The sequence below is a fragment of the Thalassolituus sp. UBA675 genome (genome assembly GCF_002297765.1).
GTDB lineage: Bacteria > Pseudomonadota > Gammaproteobacteria > Pseudomonadales > Oceanobacteraceae > Thalassolituus.
Map to the genome: position 1 here is coordinate 1 of NZ_DBNJ01000008.1, position 16,972 is coordinate 16,972.

13 protein-coding genes are annotated in these 16,972 nt (G+C 50.5%); 4 read left to right on the forward strand and 9 right to left on the reverse strand.

The window, feature by feature from the left end:
• From B3007_RS02985 to B3007_RS03020, 8 genes are all read right to left on the reverse strand, one after another.
• Positions 1-3,410 (reverse strand): pilus assembly protein (locus tag B3007_RS02985; protein WP_301392211.1); only part of this gene is annotated, 3,410 nt, incomplete at its 3' end.
• A gap of 10 nt (positions 3,411-3,420) precedes the next feature.
• Complete coding sequence (locus B3007_RS02990) at positions 3,421-3,912, reverse strand: pilus assembly PilX family protein (protein ID WP_301377165.1); 492 nt, start codon at positions 3,910-3,912, stop codon at positions 3,421-3,423.
• Positions 3,913-3,927: 15 nt separating this feature from the next.
• Positions 3,928-4,743, reverse strand: a complete 816-nt coding sequence (locus B3007_RS02995) for a PilW family protein (protein WP_301377164.1) — start codon at positions 4,741-4,743, stop codon at positions 3,928-3,930.
• The gene (gene pilV, locus B3007_RS03000; protein ID WP_301377162.1) at positions 4,740-5,324 is read right to left on the reverse strand and encodes a type IV pilus modification protein PilV; all 585 of its coding nucleotides are present in this window, start codon (positions 5,322-5,324) and stop codon (positions 4,740-4,742) included. Before pilV ends, B3007_RS02995 begins: the two co-directional genes overlap by 4 nt.
• Complete coding sequence (locus B3007_RS03005; protein WP_301377160.1) at positions 5,312-5,800, reverse strand: GspH/FimT family pseudopilin; 489 nt, start codon at positions 5,798-5,800, stop codon at positions 5,312-5,314. Before B3007_RS03005 ends, pilV begins: the two co-directional genes overlap by 13 nt.
• Before the next feature lie 185 nt (positions 5,801-5,985).
• Positions 5,986-6,615, reverse strand: coding sequence for a GspH/FimT family pseudopilin (locus tag B3007_RS03010; protein WP_301377158.1), 630 nt, complete (start codon positions 6,613-6,615; stop codon positions 5,986-5,988).
• A gap of 100 nt (positions 6,616-6,715) precedes the next feature.
• The gene (locus B3007_RS03015) at positions 6,716-8,044 is read right to left on the reverse strand and encodes a sigma-54-dependent transcriptional regulator (protein ID WP_301377156.1); all 1,329 of its coding nucleotides are present in this window, start codon (positions 8,042-8,044) and stop codon (positions 6,716-6,718) included.
• Between the two features lie 81 nt (positions 8,045-8,125).
• Positions 8,126-9,637 (reverse strand): sensor histidine kinase, encoded by a 1,512-nt coding sequence (locus tag B3007_RS03020; RefSeq protein ID WP_301377154.1) that lies wholly within the window; start codon positions 9,635-9,637, stop codon positions 8,126-8,128.
• Positions 9,638-9,710: 73 nt separating this feature from the next.
• Between B3007_RS03020 and B3007_RS03025 the strand changes: the two genes are divergently transcribed.
• Entirely contained in the window at positions 9,711-11,345 is a 1,635-nt protein-coding gene (locus B3007_RS03025) for an NAD+ synthase (RefSeq protein WP_301377153.1), read from the forward strand.
• A 115-nt stretch (positions 11,346-11,460) separates the two neighbouring features.
• On the opposite strand, the gene B3007_RS03030 is transcribed toward B3007_RS03025, so the two are convergent.
• Positions 11,461-12,546 (reverse strand): fatty acid desaturase, encoded by a 1,086-nt coding sequence (locus tag B3007_RS03030; RefSeq protein WP_301377151.1) that lies wholly within the window; start codon positions 12,544-12,546, stop codon positions 11,461-11,463.
• A gap of 115 nt (positions 12,547-12,661) precedes the next feature.
• Here B3007_RS03030 and B3007_RS03035 point away from each other — a divergent pair, with 115 nt between their 5' ends.
• The 3 genes from B3007_RS03035 to B3007_RS03045 all read left to right on the forward strand — a co-directional run bounded on the left by B3007_RS03035 (position 12,662) and on the right by B3007_RS03045 (position 16,962).
• Positions 12,662-13,675, forward strand: a complete 1,014-nt coding sequence (locus B3007_RS03035; RefSeq protein ID WP_301377149.1) for a helix-turn-helix domain-containing protein — start codon at positions 12,662-12,664, stop codon at positions 13,673-13,675.
• Between the two features lie 165 nt (positions 13,676-13,840).
• The gene (locus B3007_RS03040) at positions 13,841-16,198 is read left to right on the forward strand and encodes a TonB-dependent receptor domain-containing protein (RefSeq protein ID WP_301377147.1); all 2,358 of its coding nucleotides are present in this window, start codon (positions 13,841-13,843) and stop codon (positions 16,196-16,198) included.
• Between the two features lie 167 nt (positions 16,199-16,365).
• The gene (locus B3007_RS03045; RefSeq protein WP_301377145.1) at positions 16,366-16,962 is read left to right on the forward strand and encodes a PepSY-associated TM helix domain-containing protein; all 597 of its coding nucleotides are present in this window, start codon (positions 16,366-16,368) and stop codon (positions 16,960-16,962) included.
• The last annotated feature ends 10 nt before the right edge of the window (positions 16,963-16,972 follow it).

Below are 16,972 nucleotides of genomic sequence, written 5' to 3' on the forward strand. Positions count from 1 at the left end.
CCGCCGCCGCCGCCGCCGCCGGGAACTATTGTTGGTGGGGTGGGCGGACGAGAGGGACCCTCAGTTCTCTCAAATACGCTTTCCCCCCCGCAGGATGTGGCTCCCGGTAGACATAGCTTGTAATTAATTGATTTGCCCAGGTTCCCGGTACATTCTGAAATCGCATCGTTACTATTTACTGCGAAGGTACTGAAGCGGACGATACCATCGAGGGTTAGCGAACGAGCAAAAGCTTTTTCTCCTGTGGCGGTGAAATTCACGAACCAGCCGGGAACATTTACAGCAAGATTTGCACTGGTCCATTCTTTCAGGTCGGAAAGATTAACTTCTGGATATACGGGTTTACCTGTGTTCGAGTCGAACTGTGTTGAATCTTTAATCACAAAGAAGCGGTCATCAACAGCAGTCTCAAGCGGATGTGCCCTATAGCCGGAACCTATGCTGATATACACAGTATCTTTAAGTTTAGTGACATCAGGGCTATAGAAGAAGCGTCTATTACCACTACGGCCCTCTACCTCGCTCGTGTTGATATCGAGAATCACCCCCCCGTAGATGTCCGCGGGCGAATTGCCTCTGAGGTCAAAGCGCCAGACCCGTCCTCCTACATCCGCTGCATAGATTCTGTCCACGTTTCCGTCAGTATCCGTGTCTACTAATACGGGGTTTGCTACAAAGCTGCTGGTCATATCTCCGTTAAGCGCTGAGAGGTCTGAATACGCGTCCCAGAGAATGGCCCCTGTTTCGGGGTCAAGGATATAGATTGTGTTACCTACATCGTGAGGAAAGCGTTTTTCAGTCCCCTCGCTGCTCGTACCATCTTCATCGGGGTCGTAACCCCCACTTGCAATCAGGACAACCTTGTTTTCCTCGGTTCCCCAGCGAATCATAGCTGGGCGTAAGGACGACCAGGTCTGACCAAGACGGTCAAAGCCAGATGAAACTGAAGGAGCATTTTTAGTAATGCTGTCGGAGTAGGGACCATTCTTCTGCCACGCGAGTGAGGGCGACGTAGGATTGGATACGTCGAATGCATAGTAACTGTGGCCGCCACGTCTCATGCCTACATACAGATATACTTTTTCGCCGGATTCAATGAGGCCATTTAAATTAGTGTCTTTATGCCAGTACGTGATCGGCCCATCAAAACCGTATGTCTTCTCAGCGTATGCAAAGTTTTCACTATCCAGGTAAAAGAGCGGATTATTTAGCAGCTCATGGGGTATGAGTGAGAAAAGCTCAGCGCCTGTTTCTGTGTTAAATGCATGTAGGTAACCACTGTTTGTGCCCACAAAGACCACTGGTCCACTGGCATAGTTTAAAACCAGGGGGCGGCTGTGAATGGGATCTTCCATTTCCTGGCGCGGGGTGTCGTCGTCATTTTTACCGACAATCCACTTAGCTAAACGCTGTCGCCCCGTGAGGCCAGTCTCCGGGCTGTCTAACAAGTCGTCAACTTGAAGCAAGTCTAATCCAAGAGTCTCATCACTGAGGGTTAATACCCGCGCCTCAGTCAAAGTTTCTACACTACCGTTAAGTACACCCAGAATATTACGCGAGCTGGTGAACAGGCTAGCGGCTCCACCTTTGGTAACGTCAGCGCCATCTGGCGCAGTGCTCCAAAAGCTTTGAGCTGTGTCCTTGAAGTAACCGGATGCAGAATCAACTGCAGATCTTCCATCGGCGCCAACGACACCCTCAGAGGTTACCTTGTACTTCTTCAGATTCCCTTTCCAGCCACCTTCGATCGCAGGTTCGAATACCGCGTAATACAGTTCGTCGCTGAGCTCAAGGCTATTAAATGAACTGACGGCAATAGCTGGAGACGTAAAGGTGGCAGGTTCTTCTAAGGGATTGCCGTTAATTGCTTTGGTGAATGACTCTACCAAAGCATCATAGTTATCGGCTAAATAGAGGTTGCCTCCTCCAGCCTCAGCAATGTTACGAAGTTTTTCTTCAGCGACTGTGGAGCCTGTTAGGAATCCACCGATGGTATCAATTGTGACCAATTGACTGCCCGCAACATCGAGTGGCCTGTGATCGACATTTTTGAGGTAATTGGCCATTTCTTCAGCACATTCACCCCCAATTCCGTCGGATGTTTCACAGTCTCTACTGATATAACTGGCGGAGTCTAGAGGGGCTGTCCGAATGAGGGGTTCAATGTACTCACTCGCATCATCCTGCAGCGAAGGCGCTCCATCACTAAATAAAACAATCTTCGTCGAAGGTTTACACCCGCCGAATTCGGGAGCGTTATATACCCAGCCAGTTCTTGACTCTTCGCTACTTGATTCATTGAATATGGTAAAATTGTTATACGCTTGAATAATACCGTTGCCGGATGTTGAATTATCTCTCCAGGCATCATCGATGGGTTTATCCCATACGCCTCGGTGGCCGTTGCGCCCATAGACTACACCATTGCCACTGAGATACCGGTAGGCCTCGTAGAGTGACTGCTCTATTGGAGTACCACCGAATGCATCGTAAGAGTCGATTTCGTTATTGAAGTTATCCCCTAGCTCTGTCACAGGGGTCATTGGGATATCTACATATCCCCCTTTGCCGAATCGTTCACTACCACCAGAATAGTAGGTGGAATTAAAACGCATTAAAGCAACAGATTTATTGGGGGATGACATTGCACCCACTACGTCTTTTGCTGCTTGTTTTACTATATCAATACGCATTACGGGAGTTGTACTACCGGCATCTGAACCTTTGTAATTAAGATAATTACCCTTCCATAATACGTCGTAGGTATCACGATCCCAATCATAGCTCAGATCAATATATTCCCACGTGAGACATATACCGAAGAATCCAAACAGACAGCGTCCTTGTTTTCTTTGTTCATTAGTATATGGAAAATCGAAGTCATTATACCCTTCTGTATTTACGAGATAACGATAGCTTTGAGAGTTGAATTCGTAACGATAGCTCTCCCGGCACTGGACGATAGAAGCATTGTTTGTACCTACAGTAGAGCCTTCCCAACCTACATTGTTTTCAAAGAAAGCATAGGTGTTTATGCTTAACCCTTGATTCTCAAGGTCGCTATTAATGGCATTCTTATAGGTGCAGTTGAGGTCATTGATGTCGACCTCGTGCTCTTTAATCGCTTGTACTTCATCCGTAGTGAGGTGCTCTATATCTCCGATGCTATCTATATTGAATAAGTAAACGGAATTGGGCTCAAATCCATAACCATCGTATACTTCGCTATTATCATATGGAGGTGTCTCAGTGTCATTTGCCCACTCTGACATACTTCGCGAGGTATCCATGATCAGAAGAATGTTCTCGCTACCTGCACTTCCGCCGCCAGTAAATATTTCAATATCGTCTGCCATCACCGGCTGGGTGAGGAGAGAAGTTGCTGCGATCAGAATACTTAATTTTTTCATTATTCTCTCCTTAGTTACGTTCAGGTGTTGGTACTGAGAACATAAACCCGAGAACCTGCTCAGACTTGAAACGGTCGCTTTTATCTACAGTGGTAGAGTGGATTTCGAATAGTAGGGGGGCAAAGTAACCAACACTGTTTCCTTCGCTCCAATTGTAATTCATTGAAGTCGCAATATCTGACTGAGATGTTACTTGAGATGATATAGACCGATAACTGCTGCTATCTATCACTACACCTGTATCTACTCGGTGGGCTGCCCCAGCAAGGCTCACAGCGGACAGTAGCTCATCCGAGTTGATCGCACTTTTGCGATAACTGTCATACTTTGTGGCTAGTTCCCGCTTAGATGTATGGAAAACATCTTCTTTGATCTGGAGGTTGCTTACGATGCGTATCTGCGTCGTAGAGCTCTGAAGGCTGAGAACGGCGAGAAAAGTTACGGAGGTTAGCATGATCAAACTGACGATCAGTGCGCTGCCTGTTTGTTGCAATTTTTTCATAGGGCTACCTCAAACTTAATTTAAACGCGTGACAGTGGTAGTAAAAACCTGTCTCGCTGTTTGATCATCAAATTGATAGTTCAGTGAATCGAGGACAATGTAATTCTGTTCCCAACTCTGTGCTTCCGTATTCGTTAACGCCTGAGTGAGAAAGCCAATGCGCATGGCGTATACATTTCCCCAGTCGGTTACTTGAGCAGCGTTAAAGTAGGTTGTCACATTTAAGGTGTCGTCAATAGGTGCTGAATTACTTTGACCATACAATACGTGCATTGCTAGAACTCCAGCCGCCAAAGCTTGTGAATTGCCGAAACTATCACCGGGGTTGGCACGAACGGTTCCGTCTTCATCGAAGGTTTGGCACCGTAAATTGCTCAATCCATTATCATCCACGGCTACCCAGTAGACGTCTGTCACCACCACATCGGTCGTAATATTTGCGTCCGCAGCATCCAGAAGTGCACTCCCATAACAAGTAACCGCGTTACTTTCTCCCGCTTCAGCCATACGTCGAACGGCCAATCGGTCGCCAGTGCCATTGGCTGATTCATTAATACAAACTATATCTCCGGCTGCGAGGCATAGATCTCCAAACGCTACGACACCTGCATCGTCCGGGTCGTATCCCGTACGCAGTAATTGGCGGTTGATGTAGTCTACAGCGAATCGTCCTGTTTCCTGCGAGTCGGCTAACGTATCGGAAACGGAGGCCGCCTGGTTGCTACTGATAAGGATACTGCCGACGGCAAAAATCACGATGAGGCTCAATGTCATCGAGATCATCAACTCGATAAGGGTTAAGCCGTGTTGTAATGAGATTCTGTTTTTCATGGTCTGAATACCAAGCTGTAATCTTCCCGTTGATCTTCTGCAAGAGTGCTTTGCTCTAATCGATAGACTTCGTTGCCCCGCGCATCTTTACCTGCAGTTCTTGAATTCCAGCTTACGGTTATGCGGTAGTCTCCGTTACCTTCATCGCTGATCGAAAGGCCGGGTGTATTGATAAACGACGCTGAGCTACTGAACCCATCCTCGCCTGTCAGCGTGTTGATGCCACATAGAGCTTCATACTGATCGAAGAGGGCTAAGTCCTGGTTGCTACAGTCTGCTGCAGGGGCTACCTGAGCACCGTTGGCAGAATAGGCTGCGCACATTTTCACTGCCCCCAGTGGATCATTACAGCTGATTTCCCTGTCAGTCACGTAACTGTCGACTGCAACTGCATTTGCTCTGATGCGATTAATCAAGTCATTTGCGACCCAGATCGCGTGAGTTCTGTTACCGGTATCAGAGACCGTTCTGATTGATTGCATCTGCATGGCACTCAACCCCAGAAGGCCGATGGTGGTAATCACAATGGTGACCAACACCTCAATAAGGCCGATGCCTGACTGATTCTTTATTGGATGCATGCGAGCTCCGTTACTGCAATTTGACCTGATATCAGGAGGGAAAATTGTTTATCTTCATTACCTGTACAGCCTGATGTGCGTACCGTGATCCTATCGGTAGCCTCTATTTGTCCTGTCGGCGTGAACGCGATTGTATTCAGTCCGTTTTCACTGGTAATGGTCACTCCGTCATCCAAAGGACCTCGCTGCCTGAGGATGTCTCCAGACCCTTCTGCAACAATTTGCCACCCGTTGGCTATGTCTCCGTTGCGAGGCGATATGCGAACGGTATCACCACGCGAGATGGCATGGCTCCGGGAGAACTGCAGGTCCAGTTCGAAAAGCTCGGTAATACGTTCGGCACGAGAGTTGTTCACCATGTCACTCATGGATGGAATGGCAATAGCTGCAACGATGCCGACAATAGTCAGTGTGACCATCAGCTCCAGGAGAGTAAAACCGTTCGAAAACGCCGATGCTTTCATATTCTCTGCCATCTTTATAATTGATTACCGTTGATGCTTTTGACGCTATTTTCACACAACTATAGTATTTTGAACGTGCGCTGGTTCCGACTTCCCTCTGACGAGCGGTTATTATCTGTTAGTAAGTGGGCTCTGATGGCGTTATTTGGCACATTTCTGTAGCGAATTTCTCTCTAGTAGCGGATACCTGGATCCGTTCATGAGCATGTGACTGCGTCGCCACTTGAGTCTTCAACGAGTCCATCGTTATTGCTATCTTCGCCCAGCCTGATTCTGCCCGCGCCCGATACTATGATGGTTGCTGACAGGTCTGTGCTTCCATCCATGCAGACTTTCAAGGTGCCGTTGTGGCCGAAGGCGCTGCCATTTGGTCGGAACATGATTGCACTGTCTCGGCTGTGATCTCTTTCTAGACGGTTTTCAGGTTTCTCCACTGCGGAGACAATACTTATTGTCGTCTCATCTGGGTCTAGAGCGCTGTTTTGATTAGAGTCGACAAAGATAGTGAGCCTATCTGCCCAGTCGTTGCCGCACGCATTACTACTGGTAAGGGGACACAGACTCACAGCCTCTCCTCGATACACCGCCATTGACCGACTGAGTGCGACGGCCCGGTGCAATGCTGATACCTCTGCCTTGAACTGGTTGCGCTCGATCAGTGCCCCCATCGCTGGTACCCCGACTCCAAGGAGTATTCCGCTGATCGCCACCACAACTAATAGCTCCAGCAGGGTAAAGCCATTGGCAGGCACAATTGGCGTTTGCTTTCTGATGTTCATCCCTGAACCCTCATTGATTGATAGGTAATCAGCTACGATATCAGGCATATGAGGGAGCGCACTCAGGCGCTTTTCGTATTTTTATACGGTCTTTCAAGGCTTGTTCGGGCAGGGTGACGGAGGGAGTCTAATCGCCAATTGATTTTACTTAGTCGATCGCCAGTTTTTTCAGGCGGTATCGAAGCGCCCGGAAGCTGATGCCGAGACGTTCTGCCGCTGCGGTTTTATTCCAGCGTGTTGCGTTAAGGGCCTCTTCAATTGCTTCACGCTCGAGCCTCTCAAGGTAGCCCTCAAGGTCGCCGACGGCCTCGTTGTTTGAATGGTAGCCACCCTGCGGCGTTTCCGGTTCGAAGCTGAGGTCACTCAGCTGGATTTCTTCGCCTTCCATCAGGGTAAAGGCACGCTGAAGTATGGCATCGAGTTCCCGCGTGTTCCCGGGGAAGTCGTATTCACAGATAGCCCGTAATGCCTCATCAGAGACTGATACTTCAGGCATATCCCATTGGCTGGCATAGGTCTGTAGCAGGTGGGTGGTGAGCTGCGGGATATCTTCACGGTGAGTGCGTAATGGTGGCACGCTCAGGTGTACTACGCGGATACGGAAGAGCAGGTCCTGACGGAAGTGACCCGAGCTTGCCAATGCTGGCAGATCCGCACTGCTGGCGCTGATGATACGGATATCCAGATCATGTTCGTGAGTGTCATGCAGCGCCCGGATCTTCTTATCGGTCAGAAGCTGCAGGAGCTGGGCCTGAAACTCCAGACCAAGGTGCTCGATATTGTTGAGAAACAATGTGCCCTGGTGAGCATTCTGGACGAGGCCATCATGAAGGGTGCCGTGATCGTCCATATAGCCGAACAGGGTCTCCGCTGCGTTCTCGTCCTGAAGCGCGTCACAGTTAACAGTAATAAAAGGGTGGGTAGTTCGTGAGCTAAGCAGGTGAATAGCGCGTGCAATACCTTCTTTGCCTGTGCCGTATTCGCCCTGAATAAATACCGGTGCCTGAGTGCGTCCGACTTTGCGCAGCGTGGTGCGCAGTTCCTGCATCGGGGGGGAGTCGCCAATAATAAGATTGGTGCATTGCTCCGGGAGTGTTCCCGTTACTTTCGACAGTCTTAGTGCAGCTGTTGCCAGATTTCGTAGTTGCTGAATATCAAGCGGTTTAGCAACAACATCGAAAGCGCCTGCTTTAAGGGCATTCACGCCGACTTCCATATTGCCAAACGCAGTGATCATAGCCACCGGCATGTCCGGGTAGTTGCGATTGCAGTGATGGATTAACTGAATGCCATCACCGTCGGGCAGTTTCATGTCGGTGATACAGAAATGGAAATTTCCCGACTCAAGTAATGCCATGGCTTCAGTGACATTGGCAGCCTGTTCGCATTTTATATCGATGCGTTCCAGGGCCATGCCTATCAGCTCGCGAATGTCCTGCTCGTCATCAACGATCAGTGCGCATAAGTCGGGCAGCATTGCCGGGGAGTTCCTGTTTGTCATCATGGCCTTATATTATTACTGAGTTGAGTTGACGCTGGTGTGACATATCCCGCAGTTTCATGCGCGTTTCATCCTGACAAGAAAACGTGCGCCCGGGTCGTTACCAGCAAACTCGATGCTTGCCTGGTTGGCCTGACACAGTTCGCGACATAAATAGAGTCCTAATCCTGTACCGTCGTGTTCGGTAGTATTGAAGGGCTCAAAGAGCCGCGATACCTGGTTATCAGCAATGCCAAAGCCGTTGTCTGTGATTTCAAGGGATGCACTACTATCGGATTCTGAAAGAATACGTAAGACGACTTCAGCCTCCTGTTTCCGTGCTTTCCGGGCATGCCGCAGACCATTCTGACACAGGTTGGTCAGGACCTGATTCAGATGATCCGGATCGAATAGTACGGTTAACTCGCTATCAGCATCATAGGAAAATATCAGACAATTCTCACCACTGACCTGACGGAAGTTCTGACAAAAGTTGTCGACGTAGCTATGGAGTTTCAGAGGTGTAGCTGTTGGCCGCTTGCCTCGTGAGAGCTGCAGGATGTCCCCAATAATACGATTAATTCGTTGGCTGTTGTTTTCAATAATGGCGGTCAGCTTTTTATCTTCAGCGGGCAGGTGCTCAGATTCGTCCAGCAGTTGTGCGGCCTGATTAAGAGCTGAAAGTGGATTACGGATTTCATGGGCAATACTGGCGGTGAGGCGACCTAACGATGCCAGCTTGGCTTGCTGAACTTCTGCTGAGAGACGCGCTTCGTCTTCAATAAGCAGTAGACAATCCTCATCGGGGCCTTCTGCCTCCAGACGGGTGACTGTCAGCCCCTGCAGTTTTCCCGCAAGGCTTTCCTGAGCCGGTGCCGTTATCAGCCACTCAGGTACCGCGGCGCCGGGTTCCAGCTTAAACCAGGATGCCGCAGTGTCATTAATAAACAGAATCCGTTTTTCTTTCGAACAGGCAATGATGCCATCCGGCAGTTTCATCAACGCCTGCTGGCTCAGGCGCTGTAAGCGCTGAACATCACGGGCGGTATCCTGAGCGAGATTCAGTGCGGCATCGATACGATGCGACAGCAGCTGAGTTAACCAGGCGAGAGCAAAGCAGATGCCCCCATACACACCGGTATTGGCCGTATCCCTGATGCCAAACTCGCCCGGTGCGATATGTTCGGTATAGATGACCGCAAGACTGAGCCAGGCAGCAACGCTGTACCCCAGTATGCCTGGGGCGAGTAGATTGGCCATGACGACCGGTATCAGCAACAGGCTAGAGAAACCGGCGGTGAGTCCGCCCGAAGCGAACATCATGCCGGTCAGCAGCGCTGTTTCCAGGAACAGGTAGGTGGTAGCTCCCTGCGAATCGGTTGTCCGGGTTATTAGCGCGACGAAGACCGCGGCTGCAAGTACATAAAGCGATGAAAGTACGAGAAAGAGGTGGGGAGCCTCTTTGCCAACGATGACGTCCATTGAATCGAGACCGTCGACGACGACGATCGACAGCGCAAGAATCAGCGAATAGTAGCTGTAGAGCGACAGCAGGCGGCTGCCCCGTCCGATGGAAATTGGATGATTCATTAGTCTTCCGGTTTGCGTCCTGATGCGTATTTCCAGACAATACGCGCATTACTGAAGAGAGTACCCCCAGACCATGTCCAAGTCACTGACTGCCACCCTGAAAATTGCGTTGGCGCAATGTAACTTTCACGTCGGCGATATCCCCGGCAATACGGCGAAAATTATAGAAGCAGCCAAGAAAGCTGCCGACGATGGTGCTCAGCTGATTGTATTCAGTGAACTCGCTCTGACGGGCTATCCGCCCGAAGACCTGCTGATGCGTCCAAGTCTTGAGCCCCGTATCAACGAGGCGTTGAGAGAAGTCGCGGCGGTCAGTCATGATATTGCCATCGCGATAGGTTACCCAGTTGCCAGGGATAATCGTCTCTATAACTGCGCAGGGGTCTGGTCTGAGGGTGTTTGTCTTGGAGAGTACGCCAAACAGGAGCTACCGAATTATCAGGTCTTCGATGAAAAACGCTACTTCTCAGCCGGTAAAGACGCGAAGGTGATAGAGCTACATGGCGTTAAACTGGGGCTTACCGTGTGCGAAGACGTCTGGTTTGATGCGCCGATAGCCATGGCTGCCGACGCCGGAGCCGATGTTATCCTGAACCTCAATGCCTCTCCGTTCCATAGCGGGAAGCAGCAGGAGCGTATAGACCTCATTAAGAAGCATACATCCCAGCACAAATTGCCGGTTCTTTATGTGAATCAGTCGGGTGGACAGGACGAGCTGGTGTTTGATGGCAGTTCATTTGCCGTCAATGCTGCGTCCGAATGCGTGTTGCAGATGGCCTCCTGGCGGGAAGATCAGGCGTATGTGGTGTTCGGGCAAGGCGAGTTACGTGCTGAGTCTGAATCGCGGGAAGCGCGGGAAGATGGTCTTGCCAGCCTGTATAACGCCCTGGTCGTTGGCGTTCGCGACTATGTGAATAAAAACCGCTTTCCGGGGGTTGTACTAGGCCTTTCTGGCGGAATCGATTCAGCTCTGACGTTGGCCGTTGCCGTTGATGCTCTGGGGCCAGAACGTGTGCGTGCTGTGATGATGCCATTTACCTATACCTCTGGTATGAGCAAAGAGGATGCAGCGTTGCAGGCTGAGGCCATGGGAGTTAAGTATCAATCCATTTCGATTGAACCTATGTATCGTGAATTTATGTCTGCACTTGCCCCCGACTTCGAGGGACTGAAGGTCGACACCACTGAAGAAAACCTGCAATCCCGTTGTCGCGGTGTGTTGTTAATGGCGCTATCGAATAAGACGGGCTACATGGTCCTGACAACCGGCAATAAAAGTGAAATGGCTGTCGGTTATGCGACGCTTTATGGTGATATGGCCGGTGGCTATGGTGCATTAAAAGACGTGTATAAAACCAAAGTCTTTGCCCTTGCCGAGTATCGGAATTCTATATCACCTGTTATCCCTCAGCGTGTGATTGACCGGCCCCCTTCCGCGGAACTTGCGCCGGATCAGGTCGATGAAGACAGCCTGCCAGCGTACCCTGTGCTGGACGATATTCTGGAGCGGTACATCGAACACGATGAAAGTGCAGAGCAGATCATCACGGCCGGCCATAACCGGGAAGACGTGATGCGGGTAGTGCGGCTGGTGGATGTGAACGAATACAAGCGACGTCAGGCGCCGATCGGTGTTCGGGTGACTCGCCGTGGATTTGGTCGTGACCGTCGTTACCCTGTGACAAATGGCTGGAAGGCGGGCATCTGAATTTTTTCCGGCTGTCAGGATAACGCTACAGTCATTGGCTGCGTGTTAGGGGCGAGAAGAGCTGCATGTGCGCCATCTCTGGCGCACATGCAGCACTCACTGAGCTAATAACTCACTAAGCAGCACGCTCATTCAAACGATTCGCGCGCTTAAACGTTCCCATATCATTGAATCGAATACCGTGACGGCGGAGCACTTCATGGGATTCTTTCTCGCTTAAATGGCGAATATAGAAGGGGTCACGCACTACAAAATGGTGGATCGCGTGAGTGCTGCCAAAGTTAAAGCAGAACAGTTGCAGTGGAATTAGATACCACTTATTCATCACCTGACATTGCTCATGAATAATCCCCGGCGTGTTGTCACCAAAGTAATGCATATTCGATGAAATAAAGTGCAGACAGAAAGTACGCAGCACGTTAGGTGCAATCAGGATAACAACGGTCGCAGTTACCCAGGCTTCCTGTGCCAGCAGCCATTGGGGCCAGTCAATTGTCGCTCCCAATGCCCAGGCAATGCCATTAGCCAGGTGAAATAGCACGAAGCCATGCCAGATGGTGTAACTGATATAACCGACAGGGTTAAAACTGAGTGCACCGATAATCCTTAAGTTTTTAATGTCTGTTTTATTGATTTTACCTTGCTTCAGTAACTTTTTCGGCACGACGAAGTATTTCCCAGCGCGCAGATAAAAAGCCAGCATGTTGTCGCCGACCATCAGGAAACGCTTCCAGTCCCATTTTTCGCCGTTGGTAATACCGCGTTCTTCCAGATCTGTTTCTGTGCCCGACACTTTGTGGTGATGCAGGTGTAGGTAGCGACGAATCCAGGGGTTCTGGGTAAGGGGACGTGCAAGGTAGACACCTGCCATCATCAAGTGATGCCAGACAGGCTGCTTACGGAAGTACATGTAATGGATCAGGTCGTGCTCCAGCTCATGCAGTAGTGATGTCCAGAACGCACTTAATACGATGACCATCCAGGCTGGCATGATGCCTTCCATCCAGAGTACGCCGTTCAGAATCATCCCGGCAATACTGACCAGAAAAATGCCCATGCCGACGGCATTCTGGTGCTTAACCAGAAACGGGTGACGAGCTCGAACCTTGTCGCTCACCTGCATCAGTTCTTTCTGAACCTGACGATCCTTAGCACGTAGTGCCTGAAAGCGTTCGCTGTTTTTATCCGTGGTATCAGTCATACTTGTACTCCAAACTCGTGGCCCGGCAGACGTACACAGGCCTTTGATTACATACTGGAGAGAAACCTGTTTCCATGCTTTGCACTCACCGCCAACCAGTTGACAGGAGACGCCAATGACTGAGCAACCTAAAGCGGTGGCCATGTTTCTGCGCCCGCTGGCCAATCTGCTGCAACAGCATGGTGATGATCCCGCGGCCTTGTTTGCGGAGTATGGTGTCTCGGTAGAAGATACGTTTAACCCGGAGGTCTGGATCAGTGTGGATGCGACCTCTGCCTTACTGACCGCTGCTGAGAATCGTCTTCAGGACCCTTCTCTGGGCATCAATATGGCTCGTCGAAGCGAGTACTCTGCATTTGGTGGACTGGGGTTGGCACTGTCTGCGGGTGGCAGCATGCTCAGTGTTCTTCAGCGCCTCGCTCGCTACCAGAGGCTGATCAGTGACGCGGTTCGGGCTGAACTAGTGGTTGAAGATACGACCGTGTGCGTGCAGTTTCGCCCTTCAAGCGGGCACGTGCCTCACCCGCAGGGAATACAGTATGTGATGTCCAGTCTGATGCGATTAGTCAGACTCAGGGTAGATCCTGCGTTGAACCCTCTTGAAGTTCATGTGGCACATCATGACGAGGATTATTGTGCGTCGATGGCCCGCTACTTTCGTGTGACACCGACCAGAAGCGATTACTACGGCCTGACGTTCGACCGGAAGCAGGCAGCCGCCGAGCTTCACTCCAGTGATAACCAGATGGTTGCCATGCTCGAAGCAACACTGAATGAGCGACTCGCTGAGCAGGAAAAAGGCTCACTTGTGATTCAGCTATCGTTATGGCTCGAAGGACAGCTTCCCGAAGGCGAGCCCAGCTTGTCCGATGCTGCTGAACGCTTTCACATGAGTGTGCGTAGTTTGCAGCGGCGTCTGACTGACGAAGATCTGAGTTGGAAAGCCCTGCTCGAGAAAACGCGCCGGACGCTGGTAGAGAGACACCTGGCACTGCCCGGTACTACCATCACACAGCTGGCGTTTATGCTCGGCTTTTCAGACGTCAGTGCATTTTCCCGCGCTTTCAAAAAATGGTACGGCGTATCTCCGACTCAATTTCGCGCCAGCGAAACCTCTCAAAACCAGTAAGACTCCTGCAATACGCATCGGCCTCCGGTCCAGAGGCCTTTGTCCATACACGGTTTTATTAAAATTAATAAGTGTATTGTGAGTGAAGTTACAAATGAAAAACATTTGCATTTGTAATTAAGTGAAAATAGTATACGCGCAAATTCCCCCGTATGGACCTTAAACATGAAGTTTCGAAATCAGCTTTTTCCTTTGAGTGCACTCGCTGCAGCGGTTGTTGCTTCTTTCTCTGCAACAGCAGAAGAGCAGCCGATCGAATTGGATAAGTTCGTTGTTACGGCGGCCGGTTATGAGCAGAAAGTGGTTGATGCTCCAGCCAGTATCTCTGTAATCACTCAGGAAGATCTGCGCTCACGTCCTTATGTCACGCTTCTGGATGCCGTCCGTGAACTGGAAGGTGTCGATATCGGTGAGACCCGGGATAAAACGGGCCAGGGGACTATTTCGATCCGTGGTATGGGAGCAGATTACACTCTGATCCTGATTGATGGTCGTCGTCAGAATAACCATGGTGATATCTATCCGAATAATTTCGGTGGTAATCAGTTCAACCACATTCCGCCGATTGATGCGATCGAACGTATTGAGGTTATCCGCGGACCAGCGTCTACCCTATATGGAGCGGATGCTCTGGGCGGTGTAATCAACATTATCACCAAGAAGGTGACCGATGACTGGACAGGTTCTGCAAGTATCAGCCGCACTTTCCAGGAGTACGACGAGTACGGTGCGGATACCACGGCTGACTTCAGTGTGGCAGGCCCGTTAATTGAAAATGTTCTTGGTATGGAGCTGCGTGGCAGTATTTATAAGCGCGATGCATCAGAGCCAGAGTACGACTCAGTCACCGACCCTAACGGTGTTGAACAGACACGCTCTCTTGGCTTCGGCAGCGGCGGTAAAACTACAGATAACACCAATCACAATGTGGGTGTAGGTCTGAACTGGAAGGTAGCAGAAAACCAGAGCCTGACCTTCGATTACGACACATCGAAGCAGGTATATGACAACGAACCACTGGAAGATGGCAGTTTCCCTCTCGGGACGGTCGACAGTATTGATACCCTCTGGCAAGCAAGGGGCGGTGTGGTTAATCCTCGTGCAGGTTATGCACAGGATCAGGAGTTCACCCGCGACCAGTGGGCAATCGCTCACGAGGGCAGCTGGAGTTTTGGTAAGAGCCTGGTGTCTTTGCAGAACATCGAGACAAATAACAACGGCCGTACCGTACCGCTGTCAGTGTCTGAAAGACAATTGCTGCAGGAGATGTACGACGGCACTGGCGACTACGCTGGCCTGAGTGAAGACGAGCGCCGTGCGATTGCTGAAGAGACGTTTCTGCCACGCCCAGACCGTACTATGGAAAGCAGCCAGTACACGCTGGATGCCAAGCTTGAAATTCCAGTCGAAGACCTGGCCGGTGATCACCTGTTTATCGTCGGTGGTCAGTACATTGATGCGGAGCTGACCGACGGTGTATTTGGACGCGAAGATGGTGAGTCGGGAGAGGTATCAGACTTTACGACATACGCGTTGTTCGCTGAAGACAGCTGGACCATGGTACCAGACTTTACGCTGACTGCGGGTCTGCGTTACGACGATCACGATGCTTTCGGTAGCAATGTCAGCCCTCGCTTGTACGCGGTATACAGCCTGACGCCAGAGTGGACGGTGAAAGGTGGTGTGAGCAGTGGTTATAAAACTCCAAAAACAACTGATCTTTACGACGGTGTAACCGGCTTTGGAGGCCAGGGTACCGTTCCTTTTGCGGGGAACCCGGATCTTGAGCCGGAGAAAAGCCGCAATACCGAAGCAGCTGTTTACTGGGAGTCCCTGGTCAACCGTCATAGCTTTAACGCGACCATTTTCCACAACCGCTTCGAAGATAAAATTGCCCGTGGTGACTCAGTACAGACATGTGCTCAGACTGGCGGTGAACGCCCCTGTGTGAACCTTGGTGAATACGAAGATTTGGGTTATGACTCGTGGGCTCAGGTAATCAATATCGATGATGCGTTGATCCGTGGTGCGGAAGTCGCTGGTCGTTTCCAGATCATTGATGCACTGGCTGTACGTGGGAACTACACCTACACCGACAGCCGTCAGCTTTCTGGTTCGCAGGAAGGACAGCCGCTGACGAATACGGCGGAGCACATGAGTAATGTCACTCTCGATTGGGATGTGAATACTAAGTTGAATGTGCAGCTGACCAGTGAGACGCGCTCGGCTCGCTTCCGCGGCGTCGATGATGACAACGATCCTCTGTACTACAAGGATTATCGCGTACTGCACCTCGGCGCAACCTATGCGGTGAATAGCTACTTCAGTGTGTACGGCCGTATTAACAACCTGTTGGATCAGGACTTCACCACCTACAGCGTTGAGTACGACGATATCGATGGGGATGGAGAGTACGAATATGCTTCGGGCCGGGGTGCTGTCAGCGAGGTTGTATTCGAAGATGATTACAACAACAAAGACAAGCGTCGTAACCTCTGGGTAGGTCTGAACGTACGTTTCTGATCAGAGATCAGAATGAATAGAAAAGGGCCGGAAGGCCCTTTTTTTACGGACGGATATCATCTTTTGATAATGCATAGAAGTGTCATTATCAAATAAAAATACTTCTCATTATCTTGCTGTTTGTTAGTATTCTCACCGTTCGCTGATGGGCTTTTTTGGATGGTGTCATGTTTTCTCGATTTTTACCCGGCACATTGCGCCAGTGGCACTGGATCAGTTCAGCAGTGTGTCTGGTGGGCATGATTCTGTTCGCATTCACAGGTATTACTCTCAATCACGCCGCTGATATCCCGGCAGATCCTGAACGCACAACCGTCGAAGCAGAGCTCTCACCGGGCATGCTCAGTGCGGTTCAGAGTCGCTCGGAAGGACCGTTGCCTATGGCCGTTCGTCGTTGGCTGAGCGATGAACATGATATCCCCACTCCAGATGCTTATGCCGAATGGGATGAGTATGAAGTCTACCTCGGCATGCCCAAACCCGGCGGGGATGCCTGGCTGAGTATTGACCTGGAAACAGGCAGTTTTATTTATGAAAACACAGATCGTGGGGTGATTTCTTACCTTAATGACCTGCACAAAGGTAGAAATACCAATACCGCGTGGTCGTGGTTTATCGATATTTTTTCGGTGCTTTGTCTGGTTTTTTCCCTGAGCGGATTATGGTTGCTCGCCCGTTATGCCAGGCAACGCCCAAGCACCTGGCCACTGGTTGCGCTTGGGGTTGTGGTGCCACTTATTTTACTCGTTCTCGCTGCGCACTAAGGAGTCGCTG

Coding starts and splice junctions, on each gene's coding strand:
- B3007_RS03035 (WP_301377149.1), top strand. CDS start 12,662: ATGACTGAGCAACCTAAAGCGGTGGCCATGTTTCTGCGCCCGCTGGCC.
- B3007_RS03020 (WP_301377154.1), bottom strand. CDS start 9,637: ATGAATCATCCAATTTCCATCGGACGGGGCAGCCGCCTGCTGTCGCTC.
- pilV (WP_301377162.1), bottom strand. CDS start 5,324: ATGCATCCAATAAAGAATCAGTCAGGCATCGGCCTTATTGAGGTGTTG.
- B3007_RS03015 (WP_301377156.1), bottom strand. CDS start 8,044: ATGCTGCCCGACTTATGCGCACTGATCGTTGATGACGAGCAGGACATT.
- B3007_RS03005 (WP_301377160.1), bottom strand. CDS start 5,800: ATGGCAGAGAATATGAAAGCATCGGCGTTTTCGAACGGTTTTACTCTC.
- B3007_RS02995 (WP_301377164.1), bottom strand. CDS start 4,743: ATGAAAAACAGAATCTCATTACAACACGGCTTAACCCTTATCGAGTTG.
- B3007_RS03010 (WP_301377158.1), bottom strand. CDS start 6,615: ATGCCTGATATCGTAGCTGATTACCTATCAATCAATGAGGGTTCAGGG.
- B3007_RS03045 (WP_301377145.1), top strand. CDS start 16,366: ATGTTTTCTCGATTTTTACCCGGCACATTGCGCCAGTGGCACTGGATC.
- B3007_RS03030 (WP_301377151.1), bottom strand. CDS start 12,546: ATGACTGATACCACGGATAAAAACAGCGAACGCTTTCAGGCACTACGT.
- B3007_RS02990 (WP_301377165.1), bottom strand. CDS start 3,912: ATGAAAAAATTGCAACAAACAGGCAGCGCACTGATCGTCAGTTTGATC.
- B3007_RS03040 (WP_301377147.1), top strand. CDS start 13,841: ATGAAGTTTCGAAATCAGCTTTTTCCTTTGAGTGCACTCGCTGCAGCG.
- B3007_RS03025 (WP_301377153.1), top strand. CDS start 9,711: ATGTCCAAGTCACTGACTGCCACCCTGAAAATTGCGTTGGCGCAATGT.